The sequence below is a fragment of the Vibrio sp. 10N.247.310.24 genome (genome assembly GCF_041467175.1).
In the GTDB taxonomy this organism is placed as follows: domain Bacteria; phylum Pseudomonadota; class Gammaproteobacteria; order Enterobacterales; family Vibrionaceae; genus Vibrio; species Vibrio tasmaniensis_A.
Map to the genome: position 1 here is coordinate 19,894 of NZ_JBFSUD010000043.1, position 20,150 is coordinate 40,043.

A 20,150-nucleotide genomic window follows, 5' to 3' on the forward strand; every position below is an offset into this window, starting at 1 on the left:
GATTATATGAGCGTTGATATATATAAGTTTGACGAATCAATTCTGGGCGTTTCTAGCCCAGACCCACTTCGTTTTGCATTTGCCAAAAAGCAATCTGCACATGCTGGGGGAAGCTCAATCCCGGTCGACCCGAGCAAGAAATTGGAAATCTTTGATGAATTGATGCTGAGTGAAGGAAAGAAACAGGATAAACGTTGTTTGTATATCCATATTCCTTTTTGTCGCGTGCGTTGTACGTTCTGCAATTTCTTCCAAAATGCCGCAAGCCGTAAATTAGTGGATGAGTATTTTGATGCACTGATGGTTGAGCTAAAGCAAAAAGCTAAAACCTCTTGGGCTCAGTCTGGACTATTTCACGCCGTCTATATTGGTGGTGGAACACCCACCGATTTATCTCCTCTACAAGTTGAGCTGTTAGGTAAGGCTATTCGTCAATACTTCCCATTAGCGAACGATGTGGAAATGACCTTAGAAGGGCGTATTAATCGATTTGGCGACGAGATGTTTGATCGTTCGCTGGAAGGTGGCTTCAATCGTTTCTCATTCGGTATTCAAAGTTTCAATACTCAAGTTCGACGTAGTGCTAAGCGCTTGGATGACCGAGAAGTTGTGTTGGAACGTATCAGTTCACTGAGTCGCACTGAACAAGCGCCTATCGTTCTTGATTTGCTATACGGGTTGCCACACCAGTCTATGGAAGTATTTCAACAAGATTTAGAAGACTACATGTCGACTGGCGCACACGGTATCGACCTCTACCAACTGATTGTTTCGGGCAACGCGCCTATGCTTAATCTTGTTGAGAAAGGAAAAATCCCACCACCGGCTAATACGCCAGATAAGGCGAGTATGTACTTGGCGGGCGTTGAGTTCATGGCAAAGCACAAGGTTAAGCAACTGAGCGTGAATCACTGGACTCGTGATAACCGCGAACGCAGCATTTACAACAGCTTAGCGAAAACTTATGCCGAAGTTCTACCCATTGGTTGTGGCGCTGGTGGCAACATCGGTGGTCATGGTGTGATGCAACATCGAACTTTAGACAGCTACATGGAGTCTATAAAGCAAGGTCAATTGCCAATAGCCATGATGACCAAGCAAAGCTCACTAGAGCCAATCTTCTCTTCATTGAAAGCCGGTTTTGATTCTGGTGTTGTAAGAAGAAGTACGTTGCCGAGTTTTATGGGGCAAGACACGTTTGACTACCTGAAGCCTCTGTTTTCACATTGGGAAAAGAATGGCCTAGTTGATCTTTCGGAAGATTACCTGAGCCTGACTATAGCTGGCAGTTTCTGGGCGGTAAGTCTTGCACAGAGTGTGATTCAAGTGCTTAACACGGAATATCAGACCTTGCACCCAGCACCAACTGCCTCTGGCTTGGGTGCTCACCCGCATGCAAGTTTGAAGCACGCTTAATCTCGAATTTTTAGTTTATAACTTACGTCAATCACTCGTTTATACGGAAACTTATTCAATGACAGATACAACATTCGCAATGACAGAAACTTTAGAACAACGTGTCGCAGGCATTCTAGAAGAAGAACCAAAACTACTTCCTACTGCGATTGCTGAGAAGCTAGGAGTTTCAGAAGTTGAAGTAGTGGCTGCTTTTCCTGGAGACATGGCGGTGATGCTAGATGGCAGCCGTGCTCAAGATATTCTAGAAGGTTTGGTTGGTTGGGGCCCAGTGACCACAATTATGCATTCATTTGGCTCAATCTTTGAAGTAAAGGCGCCGTTTCCTAAAGGCAAAGTAGCGCGTGGTTACTACAATCTGATGGGTAAAGAAGGCGAGCTGCATGGCCACTTAAAACTGGATAACATCAAACATATTGGTTTGGTGAGCAAGGCGTTCATGGGGCGTGAAAGTCATTACTTCGGTTTCTTCAGTGAAACAGGCGAGAACATTTTTAAGATTTACCTAGGTCGCAATGAAAAGCGAGAGCTGATTGTCGACCAAGTTGAACGCTTCAAAGCACTAAAAGAACGAGCTTAAGTACAGTCAACATCAAGCTTAAATAAGATTGCCAGCTAGCTTAAAGAAAATATGAATGCTCGAGGTCCACTTAGTTTACTAATGAACGCTCAACCTCGGGTAAAAATAATAAATAAGAGAAAGTGAAGAAAGGAATTATCGATGGAACAACAAGTAAAACAAGAACGCCTACAAGGTCGCCTAGGTCCAGAAATCAAAGAATTTCGCCAAGAGCGCCGTACCCTTCAACTTGCAACGGTTGATGAAGAAGGTCGCCCGAACGTAAGTTACGCCCCTTTCGTTCAGAACCAAGAAGGTTACTTTGTTCTAATTTCTGACGTTGCTCGTCATGCTCGTAACTTAAAAGCGAACCCACAAGTCTCTTTGATGATGATCGAAGATGAAGAGAGCTCTAAGCAGCTTTATGCACGTAAGCGTCTAACCTTTGATGCACAAGCAAGTGTTGTAGAGCGTGAAACGGAGCTTTGGACTCAAGTTATTGGCCAGATGCAAGAACGTTTTGGTGAGATTATTGATGGTTTAAGCCAACTTCAAGATTTTTCTCTGTTCAACCTTAAAGCTGAGAATGGCCTGTTCGTAAAAGGCTTTGGTCAGGCATACCAAGTGTCTGGTGATGATCTGGTGGATTTCGTTCACCTGCAAGAAGGCCACAAAAAAGTATCTAACGAATAGTCTCGTTTAACTGGTTACCTAAGAAGCCCTCCTGTGAGAGGGCTTTTTTATGTCTAAGCAGTCATAGCCGCGTCGTTTAAGACTTTCGCTCCGCGCAACATGGCTTCGATTAATTCGCCTGCATTGAATTTCTCTAGCGCTTCATGTGCACCCACCTGATTAGCTCGGTCAACACAGATCTCACTGGATAGTGAAGTATGTAAAATACAGTAGGCATGACTGAGTGCGCTGTCGTTTTGTACTTCAAATGCAAGTTCATAACCATCTAACCCGGGCATCTCGATATCACTCACGAGAAGATCAATTGCTGTACCTTTTGCAGCCTCACCTCGCATCAGGTCAATAGCATCTAAACCGTTGTTACAAATGCTGTAAGGGATGTTGATGCTGTCTAAGGCATCAGACAGCTGCTTTCGTGCAATCAAAGAGTCATCAACCAATAGAATGTTCAGAGCTTTTAGGCGTTCTCTCTCGACATCTGTCAGCATCGGAATATGTGCGTTTTCATAAGCAGGGTAAATCTTAGAAAGTAATAACTCTACGTCGAGCATCTGCACGATACGATCTTCAAAACGTGTAATGCCGGTAACAAACACATTGGTTCCTACACTCGCGGGTGGCGACTCAATGCTCTTCCAGTCACATTCAATGATTTTATCAATCGAACGAACCAAGAATGCGACAACGGTTCTTAAGCAATCTGTCACGATGAGCACACAGTCTTGGTATTCAGTCGGTGTGATCGGTCGAAACCCAATAGCCGCAGACATATCAATAACTGGAACCGTAAGTTCGCGAATAGTGACGGTACCAATCACGTGGTGATGAGAGTAAGGGATTTGGGTCATTGGCTGGAAAGGAACGATTTCTCTGACCTTAAGCGTGCCTATCGCAAAACTTTGAGTGAGGGATAACTTGAACATCAGCATTCCCTGTGACTGACTCGCTTTACTTATCGGTTTGGCCATAAGTGGCTCCTACTTAATACGCGCTTAATCTATAAGGATTAATTTAAAGGGAAATGGCATCCGCAGCAAGTCACTATGCGGTTTTTAAAGATCTTTAAGGGGGTTGTTTTCGGTTATAGAGTGAAGAATGATGATTCTTGGGTTAAAATCACGCTAAACGCAGGCGTTTGATGGACTTTTGTCGACAAGTCGTTAGCCGTAAGCTGAATTACAACAGTCAGTACTCTGATGAATTCTACGTAATCATCACAAATAAACTGACCGCAACAAACTGAGAATTATCATGGCAAGAACAGCAGCAGCGCTTCATATATTGGTGAAGCATAAAGAATTAGCAGAAGACATCATGACGCAGCTTAAAAAGGGCGCTAAATTTCAAACGCTAGCGAAGAAGCATTCAACCTGTCCATCAGGTAAAAAGGGCGGCGACCTAGGTGAGTTCAAAAAAGGTCAAATGGTACCTCAGTTTGATAAGATTTGTTTCTCTGGCGAGACGCTTGTACCACACCTGGTAAAAACAAAATTTGGCTGGCACGTAGTGAAGGTTCTTTACCGAACTTAGTTATTAATATGTGTTAAATTGAATAAGAGGAGCGTAGATACGCTCCTTTTTTGTCATTTTTGAGCGCATTTAAAAACATTATGGCTGAGTGTTCATCCCGGACGTCATGCGATAATTGGCGCTACGCCCTTAACTATCCACCTTGACTAATCGGTGGGAGGAGGAGGGGTTTTAATGAGTAACTCATATAATAAACACCATTCTTAAGGAAATTTATGCAGCTTTGCCTTTTAGCCTTTGTATTTATCTAGAAAGCTGTAAACGAGTTTGGTAGGAGAACAACATGGAGAGTTCAGCTATGTTAAGCACCCCAGCGACAGATGTTATATTGCATGCTTTTGACTGGTGCTACGCTGACGTAATGAAGAACGCCTCTCTGATTCAAGAGCTGGGTTATAAATCTGTTTTAGTCTCGCCGGCAATGAAGTCGTTACGAGGGCCTAAAGGCTGTGATCGAGATACAGGTACCCAATGGTGGCAGCGCTATCAACCCCAAGATTATCGTGTGATCGATAATCAGCTTGGTGATACGCAAGACTTCACTGCAATGGTGAACACGTTAAAGCAACATGGGCTTCGTACCTATGTGGACGTTGTGTTTAACCACATGGCTAACGAGTCGAGTATTCGCGGTGATTTGACGTATCCAAATCAACAAGACATGGCGTCTTACCAACAAGATTCTGAGTATTACGAATCCGTTCGTTTGTTTGGTGATCTTTCTAAACCTTTGTTTGATGAGAACGACTTTGTCGAAGCGTTTGGTATCAAGAACTGGAAAGACACTTGGGAGGTGCAAAACGGACGTATTACTGGTGGAGCAAGCGATCCAGGCCTGCCAACGCTGTTAGACAACGACAATGTGGTTACACAGCAGCGAGCTTACCTAAAAGCCTTGAAAGTGATTGGTGTGAAAGGGTTTCGCATCGACGCAGCGAAACACATGACACTGTCACATCTACGTAAGGTTTGGACCGATGATATCTGTGAAGAAATGCATATCTTTGGCGAGATCATTACTGACGGTGGTGCAACCAAAGAAGAGTACGAACTGTTCCTCGAGCCTTACCTTAAACACACTCGTTTAGGGGCGTATGATTTTCCGCTATTCAATACCATCTTCAAAGCTTTTGAAGAGCAGGGCAGTTTTAAGTCTCTGATCAACCCATACTGTTTTGGTCAAGCTCTGTCGAACATGCGAGCGATCACTTTTGCTGTCACTCATGACATTCCAAATAACGAGGTGTTTTTGGAACATGTGATGGATGAAGTCGACGAGCAATTAGCTCACGCGTTTATTCTTGGACGAGATGGCGGTGTGCCGCTTGTTTACAGTGAGCTCAGCACCAGCGGTATTCTGGACAAGAGTGGCCAACCTCGTTGGCTTAACGACTGGCAAGCGCCTTATATGAAAAACATGATTCAATTCCATAACCATGTTCATGGCGAAGCGATGCAGGTGGTTGAAGCCAATGATGACTTGTTGGTGTTTGTTCGTGGCGACAAAGGCATTGTGGTGATTAATAAATCGAAACGAAGCAAGACGGCCTCATTAAATTGGACAGGCGCTGTGACGGATCTGTTGTCTGGCGAAGTGTTCGAATGTGTTGGTAAGGACTTAACTATTAAGGTTGAATCCAACCAGTGCATGATGCTGACGACCAACTAGCTCGAGCCTGTTACGAGTTAGAAAGCAAATTTTGCAAAGAAAACCTTGAAAAGAAAACCCCGCTTACTGATTACCAGTAAGCGGGGTTTTTTATTTAAAGCTGTTTATTGCTTACTAAACAGGGTGTTAGTTAAACAAGGTGTTAGTTAGCTAAACGCTAAGGCGGTTAAACCGTAAACTTGTTTAATAGTTCGTCTTGTTGGCGAACATTGTCAGTTTGAACTTGCATTGCTGTGTTTGCGTCTTGAGCTGCGTTCGATACCTGTGTTGAAAGGTCTTTGATCTTAACTGTGTTGTTGTTGATCTCTTCCGCTACTAAACTCTGCTCTTCAGCTGCTGAAGCAATCTGAATATTCATATCAGAGATGCGCTGAATCGCGTCGCGGATGCGGTCAAGTGAAGAGTTTGCTTGCTGAGCGCGTTCAACGGCGTCAGTGGCTGTGTCTTTACTTTGATTCATCGCGTTAGATACAGAGCTTGCACCCGCTTGGAGCTGCTCGATCATGTTGCGGATCTCTGTGGTCGATTCTTGAGTACGTTGCGCTAGTGTGCGAACTTCATCGGCAACGACAGCGAAACCACGGCCCGATTCACCAGCACGCGCCGCTTCAATAGCAGCATTCAATGCAAGTAGGTTGGTTTGGTCTGCGATATCGTTGATTACTTTAAGAATCGTCTCGATATTTGCTGTTGCTGATTCAAGTACTTGTACTTCTGCAACCGCTTGGTCGATACGCGCTGAAAGGTTATCAATCGCTTGAGTCGTGTCACTTACTACAGATGTACCGTCTAGTGTCGCATCGTCAGCTTCACGAGCCGCGGCGGCTGCGCCTTGAGCGTTGTTTGCTACTTCCGTTGCGGTAACGGCCATCTCGTTCATTGCGGTGGCTAGCTGTTCAAGCTCTTGCAGCTGAGTATTCATCGCATTCGCTGACTCACCCGCGCCTTTTACTGTGATTTCAGTGCCACGTTTAATCTCAACACCAATCGCTTTGGATTGAATGATTTGATTTTGCAGGTTTTCAGTAAAGGTGTTGAAGCCTTTCGCAAGGTCAGAGAACTCTTTATCTGTATTGGTATCTAGACGTTTAGTTAAGTCACCTTGTCCGCTCGCAACATCTTGAATGGCTTGGTTAAGCGTCTCAAGCGGGCGCATTAACACACGAATAAGGACGGTTAATGCAATGATGCTGAGAATAACCGCAATTAAAGAGTAGATTATCGAGCTGTTTTTCAGATCTTCAACCGTTTGGAATGCGATCTCTTCATCAAGTATTGCGCCGATGTACCAATCTTCACTTGGGATGTGAGTGAAGTTCACTAGGAATTTTTTACCGTCGACTTCAATTTGTTGAGATCCCTCGCGAATAGTCGCTTGTGGCAGGTAGCTTGATAGCGTTTCGCCATTGTTCTTAGCATTAGGGTGAGCAATCGTCGTGCCGTCGGCAGTGACTAGGAATAAGTAACCCGCGTCAAACAAGTTCACTTGGTTTACCAAGGTCGCAAGGTTGGTTAGTTCTAGGTCGTAGAACATACCTGCAGTGAAACGGCCGTTTTCTTGCACTGGCGTACCAATTGAAATGATGACTTTCTTGCTTGATACGTCCACATAAGGGTCGGTAACAACTAAACTGTTTTTGGACTTAGCCTCAATGAACCAAGGGCGGATTCGTGGGTCGTAATCCGGGCCAGCTTCCCAACCATCATCATTTTCAATAACGAAACCGTTTGCGTCATAACCAAAACCAACCGCGAGAAAGCTGCCTTTAAGTTTTGGCTTTTCTAGGATGTTTTGAACGTATGTACGATCTTGAGGGTTGATTTCGATGACTTCAGTCGTCGACTGAGCCAGTGCTTTTTTAGCATTCATCTCTGATGCTACGGTGTTCTTAATCCCAGAGACCATCTCTTTCAGGCTTGCATTGACGTGGTTCTCTACAGCACTTTTTACGGTGTAAAGTTGCTGTATTGAAAGCAATGATACTGTCACTAATAGCAAGGCTGATGATGCTGCAACCACCTTATGGCTAAATTTCATTGTGTTTTCCTCTTCTCACAAGCTTTGCGAAAACTAAAGCTAATCGTGTTTTTGTAATTATATATATCGACATTGTTGGGATTTACTTGAATGTAATTTCACAAAATAGACTACAAAAATACAACAACCCGCACAACGTAAAACTCAGTTAATTACATACTTGCTACTTTTGTTTTTTGGTTCAATGAGTTAAAGAGTTGGCTTAATCAAAGGCAAACAAAGTAAGGAGGGTATTAATTAGGCGAATATGCGTATGGTTTATTATATAAGGGAGAGGTGTAAGGGAATTAATATGAAATCAAATGATATTCTCAATTCGTATATTGGCGATATTTCAAACAGGAGAGTGTATGTATTTTAAACCGGAGAGTGAATATATTAGGCGAAAAAAAGCCCCACAAAAGTGAGGCTATTATAAATCAGGTTATTTATTACACTGTATCAGTACGTCTAATTTAAAATATTAGATGCGCTACACCTGCGATAACTGGAAGCGTAATTAACGTACGTAGAATAAAGATAATAAACAGTTCTAAGATGTTCACTGGAATCTTACTGCCTAGAAGTAGAGCGCCTACTTCAGACATGTAGATCAGCTGAGTTACCGACATTGCTGCAATAACAAAGCGAGTCATCTCGTTGTCGATAGAAGCGGCAAGGATCGCTGGGATGAACATATCCGCAAAACCAACAACAATGGTTTCAGATGCTGCAACCGCTTCAGGTACTCCAAGTAGCTCAAGGAATGGAATGAAAGGCTGACCTAGGAATGAGAACACAGAGGTGTATTCTGCAATCACCAATGCCATTGTACCTAGCCCCATTACAACAGGAAGAACGCCGAATACCATGTCGACTGCGTTACGAATGCCTTCACCAAATACAGACTTAGCAGACTTCACTTGTGATGCCTTATTTACCGCGAGTTCAAGACCCCAAGAGAAAGTCGAGTGACCCGCTGGGATTGCATCAGCATCTTTGTGAGGCTTTGTACCATCAATGAAGGTGTCTTTCTTCATGCTCAGTGGAGGAAGGCGAGGGATGATTACCGCGGCCACAATACCTGCTAAGCAGATTGCTGCGTAGAAAGGTAGGAATAGGTGCTCTAGTTCTACTTGAGCAATCACTACAAGGCTGAACGTGATAGATACTGCTGAGAAAGTCGTACCAACAACAGCGGCTTCACGTTGAGTGTAGAATTTCTTCTCGTACTGTTTGCTTGTAAGCAGGATACCAACGCTGCCGTCACCTAACCAAGAAGCCATACAATCGATAGCACTACGACCCGGCAGGTTGAAGATTGGACGCATCACTTTACTTAGTAAGGTGCCAAACAGTTCTAACAAACCGAAGTTAAGTAGAAGTGGTAATAGTAAACCGGCAAAGATGAATACTGAAAATAGAGTCGGCAATAGGCCCTCTAACACCAGACCACCGGTGTTTTCTTCCCAGATAAACTCAGGGCCAACTTGGAAGAAAGCCATGAATGCTGCAGCACCACCGATAATACGAACCAACAACCACAGTGGAGATGGGTTGAAAAGGCCGTTTAGAAATGAATTCGATGTAATGAATGTAGGTTTGAAAATGGTGCTTAACACGGAAGCTACAGACATGAAGGCAACGATTGCAGTGATAATAGCAACTAGAGACTCACCGAAAACCGCTTGAATTGATTTGGCTAGAATAGCGACAGGGATCGTGAGATCACCTTGGTAGCTAATTGGCGCCATGAAGAGGAACAAACCAATTAGAGATGGGATTAAGAAAACCCAGAAACTGCCTTTAGATTTCTCTGGTTGAGCAGTATTCGTGTTGTTAGACATGTTAATTATTCTCGTATTTCTACATGTAAAAAAGCCACATCCTTGGCATTTTTATTCTCTAAACATCCGTATTTTCTCATTGGGTGCAAGATTACCGAGTATTAATATCACTTGCAATACTATTCATCAAATATCGCTAAATATTCACGCAGGTTATTCTGCAACAAATTATGAGTTTAGAATAAAGTGTTGCAGATGTTACATATTCTCATGGTTATTACTAGGCGTTTATAAATTTACTGAGGCTTCAGTTCGATAAGTTAGGTAGAGCCAGTAGCTAAACGCGACAATGAACGCGAAAGAGGCAGGGAAAGCCAGTGCCAAAATTTCAAAGCGCTGGAACAGGCAAGCACCACTTAAACCACCAAACAGAAAGCCAACAACGATGAACATAAGAAGTTTGGCTTTACGGCGGTCAAAAGGCATCCCCTTTAAGCGTGCGCCAATCATGATCCCAAGGTCTGTGATGATCCCGCTCATGTGTGTGGTGCGAATGATCGCCCCGCTATAGGTGGTGATCATTGCGTTCTGCAACCCACACGCGGCTGAAGCGAAATACTGGCCTGAAGTGTAGCCTTGTAACAGTGCCCAAAGCGCCAAGAACAGCAATCCACCCTCAATACATAGCGCAACACCGTAACGGCGTCCTAACTTCAATGCTTGATTTTCGATAAAGAATCCGCTGAACGCGGCACCTAGCATAAAGCTCATAATGATTAGCAGGAGGTGCATAGAAGTTGAAGTCGGCGTGAGCAGGCTGCTGCCAAGTAAAGACATGGTGCCTGAAATATGGGAGATAGCTTGATGTTGGAAGCCGAGTAAACCAATAGCATTAACGCTGCCAGCAAGGCCCGCTAACAGTAAGGCGCCGTATTCAACCCAGCGAGGTAGTTTAGAAATCATGTGGTTCACCCTGGGTTAAAAAGAGGAGCAGATTATAACGCTAGCGAAAAGATACGCTAGCGTTGTAGAACGTTGATATTTGATCTTAGGCAACAGTCTTGCAGTTTGTTCCAATACTGTTGCTTTATAGAGAAAATGGTCAGTAACAGGCTAGTTGTAGTGACTCATCTGGTGGTCAAATTTGACCCATCCGTGTTTGCGTTCTTCGTAGACTGAAAAGCTTGGTAGCGGAAAGTCTTGCTCTTTAAATAGTCCGAGCGGGACGACATAAAAATCGGCGGCGGCAACCGACTGCAATAGCATGGTAGTGCCACATTTAGGGCAAAACTGGTAGGTGACTTCATTGCCCGTGTCACTGATACGTGAAAAGGAGGTGACCTCTCCGTTGAGTGTCACTTGTTCTATGGGAAATCGAGCCTGAACCCCGAACACACTTCCGGTGCGCTTCTGACATTCATAACAATGGCATACGGAGGTGCGTTGAGGCTCGCCTCTGCAGACTAAATTGACGGCTCCACAGCGGCATTCGCAACTTCTGATATTTCTCTCTTTAATATGATTGATATCCATCCATGCTCCACTTCTGGTTAACCCTGTATTGATAATTATACTAAAGCCCTTTATGGTCTGCACAACTGGATGAAAACAAAAGAATATAATTGCTCATGAAAAAGAAAATCTTACCTATACCTCTGATTTTACTGATTCCTATTATCATGCTGGTTGTGGTGATACTGGCGGGTATTTATCGCTTTAGCTTAAGTGACGAAGAGATCTTGGCGAAGTTTCCTTCTTCTCAAGTCAGTTATGACCCTGTTGTTGAAACCGTTTTTGATTTGAAGACGACTAACCCATGGACAATCAAAGTTCCTGAAACCAACGCGTACGCCTTTATTAATGAAGTCGATGGACCAAGATCAATCGCGTTTGGGCGGTATGACTCCGGTGTTGAGCGTGGTGTGGTCACCGTAGACACCAACAACCTTTCAAGAGTCATACTCGGCGAGGCGAGTTTCTTTGTTGCACCTATGTGGGTATCTAACCAAGGCAGTGGCGTTTTCTATTATCTTGGCCTGTTTAAACATGACCAGCATCGAAGCCGTGTCGTGTTAGTTGACCAATTCTTTCTTGGTGACCGTGTGAGAATCCAAACTTTAGAGATTACTCAACTGCTCGATTCACAAAGCAAACTCTCTGGGGAAGGTTTTATCGGTTTTACTCGACATTCTGCGGAACAATCTTTTCCAGAATTGCAATCTGAAAAGGTGTTAATGAGTTTTTCTTTCAATGCGCAATCAATTGATGAGCAATGACATTTTTGTTAGGGCAAGGAACTGTTGTTTATGTGAGCTAAATTACATATTATCTTAAGTAGATGAATGAAATTTAGACACACTTAGCTTTGTGTCTGCTTACTTTACAAATGGAGCTTGCGAATGATTAATAAACGTTTTTTTAAGACGAAAGATGAAGTTGAAGTGACTTTCGAGCTAGAAGCTCAAGAAGCTAATTCCGTATCTATCGTTGCCGACTTTCTGGATTGGAAAGCGACCCCAATGAAAAAACTGGCGAAAGGGAAGGTTTACAAGTTTAAAACTCGTCTTCCGAAAGATGGCGAGTTTCAATTTCGCTACCTAGTTGATGATCAACAATGGGTGAACGATGCGAATGCTGATCGTTATATCCCGAATGAATTTGGTGAAGATAATTGCTTGGTATCGACAGTTAACGTTTAATTGAAATAGCATGACTTAATTGAAATAGTATGAATTAGTTAAAAAGCAGGAACTAGAGGTTTCTGCTTTTTAATGTCTAAATCGTTGGTTCATTAATTTTTTGAGTTGTGCCTATTTCATTAACGGTAACTCAATGACTTAGCCGAGATTGCGCAGATTCACATCATATTATGACAATGCAATGATGATTTATACGCCTGAAAAGCATATCCTGTGCTTTTATATCGTAGAAAGACCTGTTTACCGTGTATTCAAAAATATTTTCCTCTCCGTTTGCTGAGCTTTCACCTGTAAAAAAAGCAGCAATTTTAGGACTGCCACTTATTGCAGTGATTAGTGTTGCTTTGCAATATTCACAATCAAGTCTGACGAAAACGATCGATCTTGATTTGCCAGACTCAACCGTTATTGAGTCAATTCTGTCACCTCCTTCTGCTACCGTTATTGAGCCACCGACGTTTGAATATCAAATTCAATCAGGTGATAACTTAAGTAGCATCTTCACTCAGCTTGGGTTTTCTTATAACTCGATGATGAGCGTGATGGAAACCGATTTGAACTTCCTTGCGTTAGACACGCTTCGTCCGGGTAATACATTACGCTTTTGGCGTGACGAAGCGACGGGCAACCTTTCAAAAATGGAACTTCAATTTAGTGTCGCGGACAAAGTGGTTTATCGACTGCTTGATGACGGCAGCTACGAATTCGAAGATATTTCTATTCCGGGTGAATGGAAGCAGAAACCTCTAGTGGGTGATATTCAAGGCAGTTTCTCTATGTCAGCGAACAAAGTTGGCCTGAACAGTATTGAGATTGACCATATTGTGACTCTTCTCAAAGATAAGCTGAATTTCAGCCGAGACTTACGTGCGGGTGATCAGTTTGAAGTGCTTCAAAAAGCGCAATTCGTTGATGGTGTCGCAACCGGGAAACGTGAAATAGAAGCCATCAAGATCATGAACCGTAACCGTGTTGTTTCAGCGTACTTACACACTGACGGGCAATATTACGATGCCAATGGCGATAGCTTACAACGCGCTTTCCAACGTTACCCTGTGAGCCGTGGTTGGCGTCAAAGTTCTCAGTTTAATCCTAAGCGCTTACACCCTGTGACTGGGCGAGTCTCTCCGCATAACGGCACAGATTTCGCGACGCCAATTGGCACACCCGTTCAAGCAACAGGTGATGGTAAAGTGATCATGACTCGTAAGCACCCATATGCGGGTAACTATGTGGTGATTCAGCATGGCAGCACATACAAAACACGCTACCTACACTTGAGTAAGATCCTCGTTCGTAAAGGACAAACGGTATCTCGTGGTCAGCGTATTGGCTTATCAGGTAAAACGGGCCGAGTGACGGGGGCGCACTTACATTACGAATTGATCGAACGTGGTCGTCCTGTCAATGCAATGAAAGCAAATATTCCGATGGCCGATTCCGTACCTAAAAAGGAAAAAGCGACATTCGTAGCCGCTAGAGATGAAGCCGACAAGCTATTAAAGAAAGCTTTAGAAAAACAATCGAATAATAGCTAGCAGCTGACTATATGTCGTCAAGGTAACCGTTAGCTAGATGGTTGCGAGTAATGATGTAGCCTTTAAAGCCGTGAGTGCAGAACTAAATACTTAAATGTTTAGTGATACGCTCGCGGCTTTTTGATTTTAGGTTGAGGTAGTAAACGGCGTTTAGGCTAGAGGTTCTGAGTGAGTGACGTAGCTAACGATAGCTTCTGGTCGCATAGGTGGAGAGTAGAGGTATCCTTGAATTTTGTCACACCCCATTGCGTGCAGCTTTTCTAATTGCTCACGCTTCTCTACGCCTTCCGCAACCAATGACACATTGAGTCTGTGTGCCAGTTGAACAATCAACCACACAACACTTTCGGATGTTGAGTTTGTCAGCAAGTTTCGAATAAAGGTGGCATCAATCTTAATACAATCGATAGGGTAGCTATGAATGTAATTTAAGCTTGAGTAACCAGTACCGAAATCATCTAGAGCGATCGTGAACCCTTGTCCCCTTAGAAAGTCGAGTGCTGACTTTGTTTCTTGAGTTGGAGATAACAGAACGGTTTCGGTTAGCTCAATGACAAACTCGTTTGCTTTAAAGTGATGCTGTTCAATCGTTCGAGTGAGATAGGAAATATAACGCTTAGAATCGGTAAGCTCGTGAGCGGAGCAGTTTATTCCAAGCTTAACTTTGTAGCCTAAGCCTCGCTCCAATCTTGTTTTAGCGCGGCATACCAATTCGATGATCCGTTCACCCAGTTCCACGATCAACCCCGATTCTTCCGCTACCTGAATGAACTCCACTGGCGAGATGTCGCCATGTCTTGTGGTTTTCCAACGAGTTAACACCTCGAAGTAATCCCATCGTGTATCAATGTGATCAACGATTGGTTGTACAACCACGTACATTCCATTGTCATTAGGTGCCTGACTGTCTGATATGGGGCTATCAAGTTCACTTCGTAAGGCGGCGATTAACTCGGTTTTCCTTTGGTAACGAACCCTTAGGTGAGTGTCGTAACATTGAATATGAGTATCTTGACTATGCTGGCACTCTTTTAGCGCCAAACTGGTGTTGAAGATGATTTGCTCTACGTCTTTATTGTCTCCATCTGACCGGGCAATGCCGATGCTGACGTCGAAATCGATTTTGATATCAATACTAGTGTAACCTTGCTTTATCTTATCCAGTATTTGTTTGCAAACCGCTATTGGGTCTGAATGATAGGTAATGAATGCGAACTCATTGCCAGCCGTCCGGAACGTCAGGTTGTTGTCGGGCAAGGTTCGGCGCAAGGTCTCTGCAACGAACTGAAGCACCTTATCGCCAATATAATTACCGTGCATATCATTAATGGCTTTGAAGCTATTGATGTCGAGCAGAGCGAGCGTGAAGGGAGTGACACTCTGCTGAGTGATCGATTCCAAGGTGTCTGATAAGCAGCTACGGTTTAATAGCCCAGTTAGACTATCGTGTGATACTTCGTAACTGAGTTGATTAACCAGTTGCTCAGAACGGTCGTTGAACCACATTTCACGCAAGGTGTGAATGACGATATCTGCGAACAACTGGTGGTGTTTTATCACGTCTTGTTGCTGATCTGTACTCATTGGCGAACTAAAGGTTGAGAAAAGCACACCCATGACTTCGCCACTTTGACTGCGTGCTGGGATAGCGATTGAGTTCTGTGAGGTGATTTCCTGTCTAAATGCTGATGTTGGGAGTGACTGAACGATATACTGAGCAAATGAGCAATCTGGGTGTTTTTGATTAACGGCTTGTTGGTATATGTGACCATGGCGTGCGTTTATTTTGTCATGCAGTACATGGTCAGAATGGGCAATGACCAAAGGAACCATTTGATCGGGGAAGTGCTTTTTCTCAATGATACTGGTGTATTGAGTACCGAAGGTTTGATGCAAAGTAAGCACGGCAGACTCTAAAAGGTCGATACCTTCCAATTTGAGTAAGCGGCCAATGCGCTCTGTGTCTATCGTGCAATTGCGTGTATGTTGAGTCATAGTCACCATCCGTAGCCAACCAGAATCGTGTGTAAGCTGTATGTGTATGATCTTGTGTATACGATCTTGTAGCAGCACCGTCTTAAATATTAACAATGCTACTTGCATTAATAATCTTGATATGCGTCTAGTTTATTATTGGTCGTGTTGTGTGATTTTTCAAATTTAGTGCGATATATTTCACAAAATTTGACTATTTCTTTCTTTGTCTAGCCTATCTTTTAGGTGGTCTAAAAATAGCTTGGTTCGTGTATGTGAGTAGTCAAGCTTAGGGTAGTACGCGTAAACCATCACTTCGTCAGCTGTTATATTTGGTAATACTGGAACCAGTGTCCCTTGTTTAAGATCCTCTTTGATCATTGCTTTGATGGTTAACAGTACGCCCATTCCTCGCTTGGCGGCATGAAACAAAGCCTCAGGGTTGGTGGTCGCAAAGTTACCGTTCAAAGTGATGCGCTGCCCTTTGGTGAGTGTGACTTCACGGGTAGGGCGCTCTCCCCATATTAAGGAGTTGTGTTGTTCTAAATCTTGCTCGTTGATGGGATAACCATGTTTAGCCAAGTAACTTGGTGCGGCGTAAAAGCTGGCTTTGTGTTCAAACAGTGGTGTTTTCTTGAAGCTTAACGAGTTGAGTTGTTCCAGTTCACGACTGATCACCAGGTCCAAGCCAAGCTCAGGTAATTGACCTGGCGTGGTGGTGATAAGCTGTACTTTAATGTCTGGATACTTTTCTAAGAAGTCGTCCATGTATTGCACGAGAAACTTAGAACCAACAGCAATGGTTGCGCCAATCTTTAGCAGGCCCGCAGGCGTTTGGTTAACCGATCGGGTTTCATCAATAATCGATTGCCAATTATCGAGCTGATCCTTGGCTCGCAGATAAAAGAGAGCCCCCGCTTCGGTTTGGCTGATTGAGCGCGTGGTGCGCTTTAATAGTTGAGTGCCAATACGTTCTTCTAACCAGTTCACTCTTTTGCTGATCGCTGAGCTGGTGGTATTGAGTTTACGCGCTGCGCCATTGAAGCTGCCTTCTTCCACCACTTTTACATAACTTTTTACGTTAAGAATCCAATCCATACTATTTCCTGTTGGGACTTAATTAAATTCCAATTTAGCTAATTATCAATTATTGGTTTTGAATGTAAACTCATCTAATGAACAAATATCAAACGAATAGGGAATTTTTTGAGCCAATCGACCTTTAAAAAAACGCCGTTACTCTTAGCAATGATGATCATAGCTACAGGACAGGTAGGGGTGAGTATCTATTTACCATCATTGCCGCTAATTGCTTCAGACTTAAGTGTGACTCAGGTAGATGTACAGCTGCTCGTTACGCTGTTTCTTGTGGGTTTTGGCTTGTCTCAGCTATTTTACGGGCCGATGTCCGATGCCGTGGGGAGAAGACCTATCTTCTTGTTAGGTCAGGGTGTTTATTTGATTGGTACTGTTGTTTGTGTTGTTTTTTCCGACAACATGACGGCGTTAGAGGTTGGTCGCTTGTTGCAAGGTCTAGGGGCGGGGAGTGCCTCGGTTCTTGGGCGAAGTGTGCTGCGCGACAGCTATGATGGCCTTCAACTGACCAAAGCACTGTCTTATATTTCGGTCACCGCTTCGATCATGCCGATTATTGCGCCTGTGTTTGGTGGTTGGATCTCATTCCACCTCGGTTGGCAGGCGGTGTTCCTGTTTGTTCTTGTGTATTTACTGGCGATATTCACTCTCGGCTATTTTGTTCTTCATGAAACTTTGCCATACGGGAAGAGCCGCTTTGAAGTCAGTCAAGTGGTCAAGAACTATGGCCGTTTGTTGACGAATCGCCAAGTGTTGACCAGTGCCAGTTATAATTGGATGAGTTACATGGCGAGTTTGGTGTCGCTATCACTGTTTCCATTCTTAATGCAAGAGCAATTGGGGCTGACAGCCGCTGAATACGGATCGTTGATGATAGTCCCTTCGGCTGGCTTACTGATTGGTAGCGTGGCTTTGAACTTGCTCAATCGTAGGTTTAGTACACCACAATTGATGAGTCTTGCGATTTTGATCATTTTAGCTTCAGGGACTTGGTTACTTACTCATGAGTTATCCATCTTTAACTTAGTGTGGGCATTTACGTGGTTAGCTATCGCTCAAGGTATCTCCTTCCCTCTATCGATCAGTATGCTATTAGAACCTCATAAGAAGAAAGCGGGCGCGGTGTCGGCACTGTCAGGTTCAATTCAGATGTGTTTGGCGGGTTTACTTGGTGGATATCTAGTCGAGAGTTGGGTGACGACTCACCTACAGCTCGGCGTGTTTTATCTGATTATTGGCGCTTGTATGGCTACAGTACTTTGGTCTTCAACGAGAATGAATAAGAAAGCCACAGCTACCGAAGTTGAGTACAGTTAAGCAGCTGAAGTACAGACCAGTTAAACAGCTAGCTCGCTATAGTTCAGCATACAGTCGTTAATACGTTGTATTTGTATGGATGGTTTTCTACAATACCAGCGTCCATTTAATAGGTAATAAACATGCAGCAAAATGAATTTGAAGTACTGGTAAAAGCTATCTGCGCACTAGATGGCTTGCCTCAAGCACTTGAGTTATTGAAATCCAATGAGGATACAGAAGTCGCTGAGGCTGCTGGATCACTAACAGGTCAATTTGCGCTAGCTGAAGTTGAAGGCGAAAAGCGTATTTACCACGTGACGCTTCAAGAAAATGAACAAGGCGAAGAGCAAGAGTACATCGAACATGTGATGAATGAAGGCGATGACTTAATCAAATTTGCAGCTTGGTTCTTTGAAACTATGTTCGAATTAAAGCAAAAAGACACATACCAAATTGCAGGCAAAACTTACAGACAGCCAAAGCGTAGCTAGTTTTCTTGACTGTTTGTTTTATAGGCTATTTTTTCATGTAAGTTGATTTCTAAGCAATTAGGTTTCTAAAAAACTATTTTTAAAGCAGCTCTCTTGAGCTGCTTTTTTTATGGATGTTTAAATGAAAATTTTAATTGTAACTCAATGGTGAGATTACATTGAGAGTGTGATTTAGATCTTGTTTTTGAGCGCTTTAAGTGTAGAATCCGCGCATAAGAAAATCGATTATGTGCGGAGATAAGCATGAATTACGAACTAGGCCACGCATACCTTGGTCAAATGGTAGCAAAAAACATGATGCACGAAGCGTTGTATGGCAAGCCAAAGCCAAAAAAAGCATCATTCATTAAGCGAATGATGAAGAAAATGGCGAAATAAGCATTTTCAAAAACGGATTTTAAAAAGGCCTTAAACTTACTGGTGTCCAACTATTGGGGCTAGTTCAGTTTAAGGCCTTTTGCGTTTTAGCGATTAATGAAGGTCATCGCTCGTTTTGTTGTGGATGGACACAAAAAACACTGATTAATTCACGATCGGATTTGTAACTCTGTGTGAGTTTAGCCTGCCGATTGGTTGGACAGGTCGACAACGTTATTTGGAATGGTATCTAAACCATTTTCTTTCATCCATGCTTCTAAGTTGTCTGCTCCACCGATGTATTTACCATCGAGCCAGATCTGAGGAACGGTTACTGGTGTTTTCTCACCAATGTGCGCTTTGACCTCTGGAATCATGCGATACAAAGCTGCGCTGTCTTTTACGACATCGTGGTATTGGTATTCAACACCCGCTTCATCAAGCATTTTCTTGGCCTTAACGCAGAATGGGCAGGTCGCTTTTCCGTAAACAATGTTGCCTTTTAGGCTGTCTCGTTTAGTCCACTCTTTAATCACAGATTGAACTAACACACCGCGGTTAAGCGCTTCGCCTTGGCTTACAACCTTGCCTTCAACAACAAGGATTGGAGCATGCCAAGAACCCAGTTTTAGCGGCTCCCACCAGTGAGACAACCAATCTTTCACTTCCAGTTCGACATCGACATCTGATAACTCATTCTCAAAAGTATCCTTAAGAATGTCTTTGGTAAGGGTACATTCCCCACATGGGATATTAACTTTAAATGGACCCCAGCTGCCTGCCCAACGGTATAGTGTAATCTTGACTGGTTTCTTCATGCTTACGGCCTCGTTTGAATTCTCTTATCCATATAGAACGGACAGTCGAACTATTTATTTCATCGATCCTAAACTTTCTTTATTTTCGCCGGTTTTTTCGTTTCCCAATGGGTAATAAATGCAACTGACGCAATAATAATAGCAGCCCCTAGCGGCTTTGTTGCGTAATTAAATTTAAAGATAGAACAACCCCGTTTCGCGTATTTCT

At 43.4% G+C, this 20,150-nt stretch carries 19 protein-coding genes; 11 read left to right on the plus strand and 8 right to left on the minus strand.

Annotated features, from left to right (window positions below; all coding sequences use genetic code 11):
• Window positions 1-6 precede the first annotated feature (6 nt).
• The 3 genes from hutW to hutZ all read left to right on the plus strand — a co-directional run bounded on the left by hutW (window position 7) and on the right by hutZ (window position 2,668).
• Entirely contained in the window at window positions 7-1,416 is a 1,410-nt protein-coding gene (hutW, locus tag AB6E08_RS14220) for a heme anaerobic degradation radical SAM methyltransferase ChuW/HutW (protein ID WP_012600263.1), read from the plus strand.
• Window positions 1,417-1,474: 58 nt separating this feature from the next.
• The gene (hutX, locus tag AB6E08_RS14225; protein ID WP_012600264.1) at window positions 1,475-1,996 is read left to right on the plus strand and encodes a heme utilization cystosolic carrier protein HutX; all 522 of its coding nucleotides are present in this window, start codon (window positions 1,475-1,477) and stop codon (window positions 1,994-1,996) included.
• A gap of 141 nt (window positions 1,997-2,137) precedes the next feature.
• Window positions 2,138-2,668: a heme utilization protein HutZ gene (gene hutZ / locus AB6E08_RS14230; RefSeq protein WP_017102763.1), complete on the plus strand. Its 531-nt coding sequence runs from the start codon at window positions 2,138-2,140 to the stop codon at window positions 2,666-2,668.
• 53 nt (window positions 2,669-2,721) lie between these two features.
• Here hutZ and AB6E08_RS14235 read toward each other — a convergent pair whose 3' ends face one another.
• Window positions 2,722-3,636: a chemotaxis protein gene (locus AB6E08_RS14235; protein WP_009845729.1), complete on the minus strand. Its 915-nt coding sequence runs from the start codon at window positions 3,634-3,636 to the stop codon at window positions 2,722-2,724.
• A 283-nt stretch (window positions 3,637-3,919) separates the two neighbouring features.
• Between AB6E08_RS14235 and ppiC the strand changes: the two genes are divergently transcribed.
• Complete coding sequence (ppiC, locus tag AB6E08_RS14240) at window positions 3,920-4,198, plus strand: peptidylprolyl isomerase PpiC (RefSeq protein ID WP_009845728.1); 279 nt, start codon at window positions 3,920-3,922, stop codon at window positions 4,196-4,198.
• A 283-nt stretch (window positions 4,199-4,481) separates the two neighbouring features.
• Window positions 4,482-5,867: an alpha-amylase family glycosyl hydrolase gene (locus AB6E08_RS14245; protein ID WP_371707050.1), complete on the plus strand. Its 1,386-nt coding sequence runs from the start codon at window positions 4,482-4,484 to the stop codon at window positions 5,865-5,867.
• Window positions 5,868-6,033: 166 nt separating this feature from the next.
• Here the strand turns inward: AB6E08_RS14245 and AB6E08_RS14250 are convergent, their stop codons facing one another.
• From AB6E08_RS14250 to AB6E08_RS14265, 4 genes are all read right to left on the minus strand, one after another.
• Entirely contained in the window at window positions 6,034-7,905 is a 1,872-nt protein-coding gene (locus AB6E08_RS14250; RefSeq protein ID WP_372065428.1) for a methyl-accepting chemotaxis protein, read from the minus strand.
• A 455-nt stretch (window positions 7,906-8,360) separates the two neighbouring features.
• Window positions 8,361-9,731: a YjiH family protein gene (locus AB6E08_RS14255; RefSeq protein WP_012600269.1), complete on the minus strand. Its 1,371-nt coding sequence runs from the start codon at window positions 9,729-9,731 to the stop codon at window positions 8,361-8,363.
• 228 nt (window positions 9,732-9,959) lie between these two features.
• Window positions 9,960-10,634, minus strand: coding sequence for a YoaK family protein (locus AB6E08_RS14260; RefSeq protein ID WP_009845723.1), 675 nt, complete (start codon window positions 10,632-10,634; stop codon window positions 9,960-9,962).
• 150 nt (window positions 10,635-10,784) lie between these two features.
• A complete protein-coding gene (locus tag AB6E08_RS14265; RefSeq protein ID WP_017100814.1) occupies window positions 10,785-11,267 on the minus strand; it encodes a GFA family protein in 483 nt (160 codons plus the stop codon).
• Between the two features lie 32 nt (window positions 11,268-11,299).
• Here AB6E08_RS14265 and AB6E08_RS14270 point away from each other — a divergent pair, with 32 nt between their 5' ends.
• The 3 genes from AB6E08_RS14270 to AB6E08_RS14280 all read left to right on the plus strand — a co-directional run bounded on the left by AB6E08_RS14270 (window position 11,300) and on the right by AB6E08_RS14280 (window position 13,908).
• On the plus strand, window positions 11,300-11,947 hold the full coding sequence (locus AB6E08_RS14270; protein ID WP_012600272.1) for a hypothetical protein: 648 nt from the start codon (window positions 11,300-11,302) through the stop codon (window positions 11,945-11,947).
• Between the two features lie 123 nt (window positions 11,948-12,070).
• On the plus strand, window positions 12,071-12,370 hold the full coding sequence (locus AB6E08_RS14275; RefSeq protein ID WP_012600273.1) for an isoamylase early set domain-containing protein: 300 nt from the start codon (window positions 12,071-12,073) through the stop codon (window positions 12,368-12,370).
• A gap of 245 nt (window positions 12,371-12,615) precedes the next feature.
• The gene (locus AB6E08_RS14280) at window positions 12,616-13,908 is read left to right on the plus strand and encodes a peptidoglycan DD-metalloendopeptidase family protein (RefSeq protein WP_372065433.1); all 1,293 of its coding nucleotides are present in this window, start codon (window positions 12,616-12,618) and stop codon (window positions 13,906-13,908) included.
• A 150-nt stretch (window positions 13,909-14,058) separates the two neighbouring features.
• On the opposite strand, the gene AB6E08_RS14285 is transcribed toward AB6E08_RS14280, so the two are convergent.
• Both AB6E08_RS14285 and AB6E08_RS14290 read right to left on the minus strand, forming a co-directional pair.
• Entirely contained in the window at window positions 14,059-15,903 is a 1,845-nt protein-coding gene (locus AB6E08_RS14285; protein ID WP_372065436.1) for a putative bifunctional diguanylate cyclase/phosphodiesterase, read from the minus strand.
• 180 nt (window positions 15,904-16,083) lie between these two features.
• Complete coding sequence (locus AB6E08_RS14290; RefSeq protein WP_102249389.1) at window positions 16,084-16,980, minus strand: LysR family transcriptional regulator; 897 nt, start codon at window positions 16,978-16,980, stop codon at window positions 16,084-16,086.
• Between the two features lie 108 nt (window positions 16,981-17,088).
• Here AB6E08_RS14290 and AB6E08_RS14295 point away from each other — a divergent pair, with 108 nt between their 5' ends.
• From AB6E08_RS14295 to AB6E08_RS14305, 3 genes are all read left to right on the plus strand, one after another.
• Window positions 17,089-18,294, plus strand: coding sequence for a multidrug effflux MFS transporter (locus AB6E08_RS14295; RefSeq protein WP_012600277.1), 1,206 nt, complete (start codon window positions 17,089-17,091; stop codon window positions 18,292-18,294).
• Window positions 18,295-18,416: 122 nt separating this feature from the next.
• Complete coding sequence (locus AB6E08_RS14300) at window positions 18,417-18,767, plus strand: hypothetical protein (protein WP_004731829.1); 351 nt, start codon at window positions 18,417-18,419, stop codon at window positions 18,765-18,767.
• Window positions 18,768-19,010: 243 nt separating this feature from the next.
• The gene (locus tag AB6E08_RS14305; RefSeq protein WP_012600279.1) at window positions 19,011-19,145 is read left to right on the plus strand and encodes a hypothetical protein; all 135 of its coding nucleotides are present in this window, start codon (window positions 19,011-19,013) and stop codon (window positions 19,143-19,145) included.
• 179 nt (window positions 19,146-19,324) lie between these two features.
• Here the strand turns inward: AB6E08_RS14305 and AB6E08_RS14310 are convergent, their stop codons facing one another.
• Window positions 19,325-19,942: a glutaredoxin domain-containing protein gene (locus AB6E08_RS14310; RefSeq protein WP_004731823.1), complete on the minus strand. Its 618-nt coding sequence runs from the start codon at window positions 19,940-19,942 to the stop codon at window positions 19,325-19,327.
• Window positions 19,943-20,150: the final 208 nt, after the last annotated feature.